This is a genomic window from Desulfobotulus alkaliphilus, assembly GCF_007830435.1.
GTDB classification, from domain to species: Bacteria; Desulfobacterota; Desulfobacteria; order Desulfobacterales; family ASO4-4; genus Desulfobotulus; species Desulfobotulus alkaliphilus.
On record NZ_VLLC01000035.1, the window covers coordinates 17,609 to 27,110 of the forward strand.

Below are 9,502 nucleotides of genomic sequence, written 5' to 3' on the forward strand. Positions count from 1 at the left end.
TTTTTTTTAAGGTTGAAAATCTCCTTATTTTTTCAGATTTTGCAGATAATCCACAAGCAGATGCACCTCCGTAAAGGTTTCCCAGCTTTGGGACCGTTCACAATGGGCCAGCACTTCTCTTGCGTTTTTCATGGCCTGGGGCAAACGGTCTTTCAGATGGGAACAGGCATCCCCACGACCCTTGGCATAGCCTGGATACAGGCGCGGTTTTCTGAGGGCGGCAATGACATTTTCGCAGATGGAGCCGCTTCCCTTTGTATCAAAATTCCTTGTGGTTTTTTCAAAATGCAGCAGCAGCCAGAATTCAAAACAGGGCGCTGAAACAATGGCCCGGATTTTCGGAAGTTTTTTCCCCTTCAGCCTGTCCAGAGCAGGCTGGTAACTTCCGTGCCGGTCTTTATCGAAAACGCAAAAAACCCTGTCATAGTTTTTGTGATGCTCAAGGCCGTAATTCACCACACTGATGGGAGCGGAACCCGAATCCCCCGTCACACGGATATTCGCGCTGCTCAGCCTCAGATCCTTCCGCATGGCCTCAAAATACGCAGGCTCCGTTTTTTCCCCTTCACAGACAATCAGCACCCTTTCATAGGGGGCGCGGTTTGCCCTTTCCCTGGCAAGGGAGGAAAGCCGTCTTTCCTTTCTTTTATGATGCAGATCGTCCGTTCCCATCAGAACCTCACCTCGCCGATAAAGGGAATGGCCCCGTACCGGCCCTGAAGATAACCCCTTTCCAGTGCTTCCGTGTTGCGGGGTTTGAAATCGGAAAGGGGGTAGAGACGGCTGCCGTTATGCCTGTCCTTTTCCATGAACCAGATCTGATCCCGCCGCATGATTTCCTGATCCAGAAGGGAGGTGTCATGGGTGGTGAAAATGAGCTGGGCATTCTCACGGTTCAGCGCCGCATTGTGAAAAAGCCCCAGAATAAACCGCAGAATATGGGGATGAAGGCTGTTGTTCAGCTCATCCACCATAAAGATACGTCCATTCTTCAGGCCATCCAGCCATGGGCCTGCATAGTCGAAAAGCTTCTGGGTGCCGTCCGATTCCTCTTCCAGAGGCAGCCAGACAATGGCATCGGAATCCTCCATCTGGTGGCCCAGAAAGACCCGGACAACCTTTTTCCCGGAAACATCCGCAAGGAATTTATCCCGAAGTTCTCTGGGCATACCCGGCGGCAGGTCTTCTTTTTCCAGTTCCTTTTTTTCACACCGGATATCCCTGATGCTGAGATCCGCCGCATTCAGCAGTTCAAGGAGGGCCTGTTTATGCGCTTCATTCTGGCAGTGCTCAACGGAAAAGGCCCGGTGCATGATGGCATTGTGGGGAATGATGGAAATTTTCCGGAACCAGTGGAAAACCGGCTTCATCTGCTCATTGTTGAGCTGGATGGCGGTGGAAAGAAAAAGGGCATTGGCGCGGGTGGCCTCCTGCCAGAGCTTTCTGGTGCCTGTGAAACTGGTGCTGAATTTCCAGTCGTAAGCCAGAGTCTTTTCATTCCAGGAACGTTCAAACCAGCGCTGCGCCCTGCTCTGGGGATAGGCCAGCAGCCATTCATGCACAATCCTCTGGTTGTTCACGGCAAAGCCATATTGATACCGCACCCCGTCCGCAATAAAGATCACCTCAAATTCACCGGGCAGGCTGTCTCCGCTTTCATGGAAAAGGAAGGGAGAGGCATCGATGGCGTCTCCTTCCTGACCCTGAGCAGAATGCAGCACCATTTCCCGCATAAAGGAAAGGGCTTTGATCAGGTTGCTTTTGCCGGAGGCGTTCGGCCCATAGACCACCGCAGACCGCAGAAGCCGCAGCGTTTCTTTGGAGGCAGGCGCAAAGGTATGGCTTTCCTTCAGCTCCGCTGCGGTGCTGGCTGTCATCCGAAGGTGCTGGGACTCCCAGAATGAACGGTAGTTGGTGACATTGAATTCGATGAGCATACGGCCTCCGGGTCGGGTGAGCATATAATTCAAGGCTGAATTTTGCATAAAATTTGCAGAAAATGCAATCTGATTCTTTTTTGGGATACCCCCCTCTGAACCGAAAAAAGGATGCTGGGGCCAGGAAGAAGGGTAAGCTTGAGGGCCTGCCCCTGTGAATGGTTTTGCGGCCTTATGTAGGGGCACCCTTTACGGGTGCCCGCTGACAGACACACAGAACTGCCCCGACTGTTTTTCTCCCCTCCCTCAGGGAGGGGAGAAAAACAGCCTAAATCGCTTCCCGGATCAGCCCCAGAAGGGCATCCGCCGACATTTTCGCGCTCATGTCCGCACCTTCCAGAAGGCTGTCCGCCAGATCCCGCTTGAGGGCATGCATTTTCACAATTTTCTCCTCCACCGTATTCTTTGTCACCAGACGGTAGATGGTCACGGGCCGCTGCTGGCCAATGCGGTGGGCACGGTCCGAGGCCTGATTCTCCACGGCCGGGTTCCACCAGGGGTCCATATGAATCACATAGTCCGCCGCCGTCAGGTTCAGGCCCACGCCGCCTGCCTTGAGGCTGATGAGAAAGACATCCCCCTCCCCTGCCTGAAAGGCGGCAATGGATTTCTGGCGCTGCTCCGCAGGGGTACTGCCGTCAAGGTACTGATAGGAAATACCCTTTTTATCCAGATGCTCCCGCACAAGGGCAAGGTGCCCCAGAAACTGGCTGAAAACCAGGGCCTTGTGCCGGTTCTCCAGCAGATCATCAAGGATTTCCGAAAAGGCGGCAAGCTTGCTGCTGGGAATATGCAGATCCTTATCCACAAGGGAACTGTGGCAGCAGGCCTGACGCAGCCGTGTGATTTCCGCAAGGATTTTGATGTGCTTCTGGCCGGAGCCGCTTTCCGTATCTTCTTCAATGCGCTCCAGGGCCTGCCGCCGCAGGGCCTCATAAAAGGCCGTTTCCTCCGGCGTCAGATCTATCTCAAGTTCCACTTCCGTCCGTGGGGGAAGTTCCTCCAGCACCTGTGCCTTGGTGCGGCGGAGGATAAAGGGCTGGACCAGCCGCCTGAGATCCTTTTTCGCCTGATCATCCTGATACTTTTCAATGGGAAGGGCAAAGCGGCGGTTGAAGCTTTCCAAAGAGCCGAGAAGCCCCGGAACAATGAACTGGAAAAGGTTCCACAACTCCCTCAGGTGGTTTTCAATGGGCGTGCCCGTGAGGATCAGCCTGAAGGCGGCCTGAAGAGTCATGGCGGCCTTAGATCGCTGGGTGTCCATGTTTTTGATGGCCTGGGCCTCATCCAGAATGGCCACCTGCCAGGAAAGGCCAGCCAGCATTTCCGCATTTTTTGCCTGCTGCATCCTCCCATAGCTGCACACAAGAACATCAAAGGGGCCAAGGGCTTCCAGCTCTTTTTTTCCCGTATCCGCCGTCATGGTCTTAAAGTTGAGGGTGGGCGCAAAACGCCTTGCCTCCGCAAGCCAGTTACCGCACACCGATGTGGGGGCAATGACAAGGGAAGGCCCTTTGGCAGCATGACGGATGAGAATGGCCAGAGCCTGAAGGGTTTTTCCAAGACCCATGTCATCGGCAAGGCAGGCGCCTACCCCCCATTCGGAGAGGCGAACCATCCAGTTGAAGCCCTCTTTCTGGTAATCCCGCAGATCCGCCGCCAGGGTAGAGGGCAGCTCAGGCGGTGTATCGCTGACCTTCCGGATACGGGCCAGATGTTCTTCCCAGGCCTTGTCCGTTTTAAGCTGACCCAGATCCTCAAAAACCCCTTCCAAAGCCAGGGAAGCCATGGGATGAAAGCCCGTGGCACGGCCCTTTTTCGTGGTGAAGCGTTCCATCCGGCGAAGTCTTTTTTCAAATTCTCTGGTCAGGGCCACAAAGGCCCCGTCTTCAAGGGCGATAAAACGACCGACCCGTTTTTTGCTGTCCAGAAGGGCCATGAGGTCCAGGGTGAGGTTTTCGTCCACATGGGCCGATCCGCTGATGGCAAACCAGTCTTCCTTCTCACGGATACTGGCCTTGAACTGCATGGGGGAAAGGATGCCTGCCATGCGAAACCTCTGGCCTTCGGGCCAGGCAATGCGAATATCTTCTTTCTGCGCTTCCAGCTCCAAAAGAAGCTCTAAGGCACTTTCCGTATCCGGAAAGGCCCATTCCGAAGGATGGCTTTCTTCGGCCTGAAGACTGGGGCAGGCAAGAATCAGCTCCTGCTTACGCTTTTTTTCTTCGGAAAGATCCCGTGTGGTCTTCATCTGAGATCCCTTGACCGAAGCCACCACACTCCGGCCCCCCTTTCCCGGCGGATAGGCCGGGCCATTTTCCCCAAAGGGCTGGGCCGCAAGGACAAGTTTCAGGCCCTCTCCCAAGGGAGATAGCAGGGCGTGGAGCCGGGATTCCGCCGTTACCTCATTAAAACCAGAAGCGTCCCCTCCGAAATCAATGTCGGACTTTATGGGAATATGGGGGGCAAGGGTCTCCATCACCTCCTGCACCTTCAGTTCCGCAGACTGGGGCAGTCCCATTTTTTTCCCCAGAATTTCGGCCATATCCTCATACTCCTGATCCAGATGCACCACCCGGAAACGACTGGGACTTTCCTGAACCAGTACGTAAGTGAAGGCATCATGGAGGGGATGGGGAGGGGGCGAAAGGGAAAGGGAGAGGCTGCCCTTCTTTTTCCCTGTTTTAATTTTGGAAACAATGAGTTCCGGCTTTCCCCGTATCAGTTCAATGGGGGTGCCGTCCTCCCCATTAAAAAGAAGGGGGTGGCCCGCAAGTTCGGAAAGAACAGAAGAACTAAAAAAATAACTCGTCTTGCCGTGACCGTACCAGTTAGATCTTGAATAATCACTTTCAATGTGTCTGCATATGCGGCTGTCCTGTTCCGTAAGAAAGGTAAAGGATTCTCGTTCTTCGGCAAGGCGCTTTAAGGCCACGGCCCTTCCCGCAGTCCAGCCCGTCCCCTTTCTTTTCTGCTCCTTGGGCGAAATCTCGCAGGTTCCCGCTTCGCCGATACGGATGAACCAGACCATACGGAATTGGGGACCGGCTCCTTCTTCCCCTTCCAAAGCTTCTTTTTTCCTGTGAATCCGCAAAAGGGCTTCCAGGGCGTTTTCCCAGGCACTGTTGTTCTGTATCAGGGTGATGAGGCAGCCCCCTTCCCCCTTGCCATCTTCCCTTTCCTCCCCGTCTTCCAGCATGGAAATCAGGGCATCCAGCTCCCTTTCGCACCAGACAAAACCCTCCCGGCCAGCATGTTCCTTCAGGAGGACAATCTCTTTTACATCCTTTGCAAGCCTTTCCTGATCTGCCCATGACCGGATAAAGGCAGAAAAAAAGGCTGTGAGCTTATGGGGAATACGGCCAATGGTCCCATTAAAAATCTGCTCTAAAGCCCGCACCCTTCCTTGCATAAAAAAAATGTACTGGTACATCGTTGCATACAGGGGAGCAGATATCCGGTTGTCTGCCATGGCCGTCTCAATGAGGTTTTCGGCTGTTCCCATGGATTTTCCGCTTTTTTCCCGGATCAGGGCCAGAAGGTAAAGGATACCCATGGGGTGGGAGAAAAAAATGGCCTTTCGTTTGCGCTTTCGTTTTTTGAAGAGGCCCAGGGCCTTTTCGTAGCAAAGGATGGCCTCTTCATTTCTGCCTTCGCTAAAGGCCCGCCAGCCCTGAAGACAAAGCAGGTTTTCCATGCGCTCCGGTCCCCGCTTCTTTTCCCAGAAATCCAGCTTCTTTCTTTCATCCCGAAACAGCCAGAAACTAAGCACAAAGGCTTCCAGATCCTCATCACAACGGTCCGAACCCTCCAGCACCAGCCTTTCCACATAGGGTCCGCCAGCAACGCTCTTTTCCATATGGAATATGGCATGGGCAAAATAAGGTGCCAGATGCTCCGTATGAATATATGCAGGGAGCATGGAAAAAAGCAGCGGGTCAAAGGGATCACCGCAGATTTCTATGAAAATATCCTTCTGACTAACACCATAGCTATAGGATTTTTTTCTGAGCTGATTCAAAAAGTCTGCGGCAGCATCTCCTCCTTTTTCATAGAGAAGAAGGCGTGCTTCAGCTGTTATTATATCTGTATCCCAATAATAGGTAATTTCCCTGGCCATGCCAAGGCTGGGCCTGAGGCTTTCCACCAGAGAAGAAAATCTGCCCTCCGCAAGGAGGACTCTGGCAAGGATTCGCAGCCAGGGTTTGGTCAGGACGGTGTAGCCCCTATAGGGAGAGATAAGAAGCTTTTTTCTCTGCAGGGTTTTCAGGGCTTTTTCAATCATAATGGCCTGCGAAGGCTTTTTTTCTCCCGTTTCAAGCACGGCAAGGGCCTTGATGATTGTCGCCATTTTCATGCGGCTGAAGTTTATGGCATGGATTTCCGCCACCTTCCTTTCAAGGGGTGAAAGGTTCTCAAGGACAGCCAGTGCTTCTTTGAGATCGGAAAGGTCCGTGAGGCCGGGGGGTAAATGGCTTTTTGCCTTGCTGTCGGTGTCGGATGGGAGGTCGGTTTTCATGAATCTGATCCTTAAAAAATATTTGTGTATGCCCTATGCAGGGAACTTTTTTATCGCTTCTGATCAACCACAGGCCAGCCTGAGACAAGACAGCGCTATGTGCGGCTCTGTCGGGTCAGAGGAAGAAGGGCTGGCTTTGGCAGGGCAAAGGCCCTGACTGAATATGCGAAAGGAGATTTATCAAATGAAGCCAGAGGAATAAAGGATGATTTTAAAAGCTTCAGGCCTTCAGTTTCTAAAAAAATACAGGAGATGCATTCCACCCACTGAAAATAAAAAGGCCAGCCTTCCGGATTTCCGGAAGGCCAGCCCTTAAAATGGAAAATGGGCCGCATCCGCCTGCGGCCCTGATGGGGCTATTCCCTGAACATCTGGCGGAACGGGTCCAGGGTGCCGATGAAACACCCGCTGGAACTGCCCTTCTCCGCATTCTGATCCGGTGCCTCAGAAATCAGCGCGGGTCCGCCGATGTTGGCGATCACGCCTGCTGCATCCGGCATTCCGTCTCCGGTTTCACTGGCCACAAAATGAAGGGTCATCATTCTGCCGCTTACCGTTGCACCGAGCCGTCCGTCATGGTTGAAATCATACCAGTGCTCTTCGGGGTTTTCCGGTGTCCGGCCATACACAAGGTAACCATGGGCCTGAACCTCCTCCGGAAGATGAAGCTGCAACGGAACCGGAGCTCCGGGCTCAACGCCCTCAAGGGTAAGATCAAACAGTTCAAGGGGCAGGCTCCGGCCACGGGGCATGTCTTCGGGTGCGGGGTTGTCTGCGGCCCGGACCCTGAGCCGGGTGCCTTCGGGAGATTCAAAGGTCACAAGGTAGTCACAGCCATAGGTCGGCAGGGATACCACATTCTCCTGCAGCCGGTCAGGAATGCCATCCCCGTTACCGTCACCACTGAACTCAAAATCCGCTGCAAGATCAGGCACAAACACAGCCGTCAGGTTGCGGGTTTCGTAAATGCTGAAGGCATAGGTACTCCCATGATCAAGAACCCGGCCGTCTTCCTCCCAGGCCTCAAACCTGTAGCAGGGCTCGGCCACCGCCTTAAGAATGACATGATCACCGGATGCATAAAGCCCGTCTCCGGACACCACGCCTGAAAAATCAGGTTCCACGACCACACGAACCTCGTGGTCAGGCTCCGGAACAATTGCCACAAAGCGGGCCGTGACCGTGCAGGCTTCCGTTACGGGAGCTGTAGCATAGGTGGTGCCGGACAAAGAGCCGCCGCAGCCGGAGACCGTATCAATGCGGTATCCGGGATCAGGGGCAAGGGTAAAATCTGCACTTTCTCCGTGGTTCACCTGACGCAGGACAGGACTGACGCTGCCGCCGGTTCCGGATGTGGCGCTCACCGCATGGGTCACGACTGTTTTGATAAAACTGGCCGTAACCGTGCAGGCTTCCGTTACGGGGCCGGTAGCATAGGTGCTGCCGGACAAAGATCCGCCGCAGCCGGAAACCGTATCAATGCGGTATCCGGGATCAGGGGCAAGGGTAAAATCTGCACTTTCTCCGTGGTTCACCTGACGCAGGGCAGGACTGACGCTGCCGCCGGGTCCGGATATGGTGTTCACCATATGACTTTGTAAGGGCGGCGGGGGTGGGTCAGGGTCGGGGACTGTCAGAATGACCGGTCCGCCCGGATCCCTGATCACACGATCTTCCGTGAGGTCATCATCCCCGCGCTTACCGTCGCAAAGGTGCAGGGTAATTTCCGTATGGCTTGCTGTATGATGGATGACGGCACCGGTTTCTCCGTCATACATGAATCCGTACCAGTGATCCGCCGGGTTAAGCTGGGTTTTGCCATATTTATAATAGCTGTTGATGGCCGTGTTCCGTGGAAACTCCAGAACAACCGCCGAGCATTCGCCATCTGCTGCCAGACCGGCTATGGAGAAAGCAATCATTCCAAGGGGAAATTCTGCATTTGCAGGGGCAGCAGCAGGCGGGGTTTGAGCGGACACTTCCGTAAGGAAATGACCTGCCGTTGTTACCTTCAAACTTGCGTCCCCTTCACCCGTGGCGGTTTCCAAAACCACTTCCCTTTCCTTCCACATGGCATAAAGGATCAGAGGCGCATTTGCCGTGTAAATTGCACCTGCGCCGTAAGCCGTTCCGGTGCCGCCCGCTTTGGTGTTCCATCCGGCAAAGGTGTAGCCGGTTCTGGCAAGATTGCCGGAGTTTGTGGCAAGGGTCAGGTCCTGGCCATGGGTTTTGGTCTGGGTGTCTGGTGCCGTACCGCTGGTTGCGCTGTTGGCATTATAGGTGACGGTGTAAGTCTTTAGGTCGAAGGTGGCACTTACCGTACAGGCTCCAGTGACAGGATTTGTGGTATAAGTCGTCCCTGCAAGATTTCCACCGCAGGTTCCGCCCACCAAAGCCGTGTAGCCTTCCTCCGGAGTCACGGTAAAGGTGGCTGTGGAGCCGTGGGCCACGGCCTGGGTTGTGTCGGGACTGATGCTGCCATGATCTCCGGAAGAAGGGGTCACTTCGTAGCTGTTCTGGCTGAAGGTGGTCTCCACCGTACAGGCTCCGGTGACGGGATTTGTGGTGTAGGTCGCCCCTGCAAGATTTCCGCCGCAGGTTCCGCCCACCGAAGCCGTGTAGCCTTCCTCCGGAGTCACGGTAAAGGTGGCTGTGGAGCCGTGGGCCACGGTCTGGGTTGTGTCGGGACTGATGCTGCCATGATCTCCGGAAGAAGGGGTCACCGGGGTCGCCGTAGAGAATTGATCTGAAAGGCAATTTTGACAATTGTCAGTTTCAGATCAACCCCCCGGCACAGATCCGGACGTGCGCTGCTAACGCATCCGGCTCCTGCATTGAGTCAAACGCACAGCCTCCTGCTGCTGGCTGCACGCAACCTTCCAAGCCCTTCATCTGATTTATCCGGGCTCTGAGTCCCGGCCACAGGTTGACTCTTCAGACTTTCTCTCTGCCAAGGCCCTTCGCTCCACGGACTCCGCATATCCAGTTCGTTTATCATTATACCTGTTCCTTCAATTTGTTCGTCCGCTTCTTCACTACTATGGCC

The 9,502-nt window shown here is 54.3% G+C and carries 5 protein-coding genes; all 5 read right to left on the reverse strand.

From position 1 onward, the window contains the following. Positions 1-24: 24 nt before the first annotated feature. Positions 25-672, reverse strand: coding sequence for an RloB family protein (locus LZ24_RS14905; RefSeq protein ID WP_144686527.1), 648 nt, complete (start codon positions 670-672; stop codon positions 25-27). Continuing rightward, positions 672-1,937, reverse strand: a complete 1,266-nt coding sequence (locus LZ24_RS14910; protein WP_144686528.1) for an AAA family ATPase — start codon at positions 1,935-1,937, stop codon at positions 672-674. Before LZ24_RS14910 ends, LZ24_RS14905 begins: the two co-directional genes overlap by 1 nt. 268 nt (positions 1,938-2,205) lie before the next feature. After that, positions 2,206-6,456 (reverse strand): DEAD/DEAH box helicase, encoded by a 4,251-nt coding sequence (locus LZ24_RS14915; protein WP_144686529.1) that lies wholly within the window; start codon positions 6,454-6,456, stop codon positions 2,206-2,208. A 356-nt stretch (positions 6,457-6,812) separates the two neighbouring features. Then, positions 6,813-9,179: an InlB B-repeat-containing protein gene (locus LZ24_RS14920; protein ID WP_144686530.1), complete on the reverse strand. Its 2,367-nt coding sequence runs from the start codon at positions 9,177-9,179 to the stop codon at positions 6,813-6,815. 116 nt (positions 9,180-9,295) lie between these two features. Next, positions 9,296-9,502: hypothetical protein (locus tag LZ24_RS17690; protein WP_222427662.1), on the reverse strand; the 207-nt coding region annotated here is incomplete at its 5' end.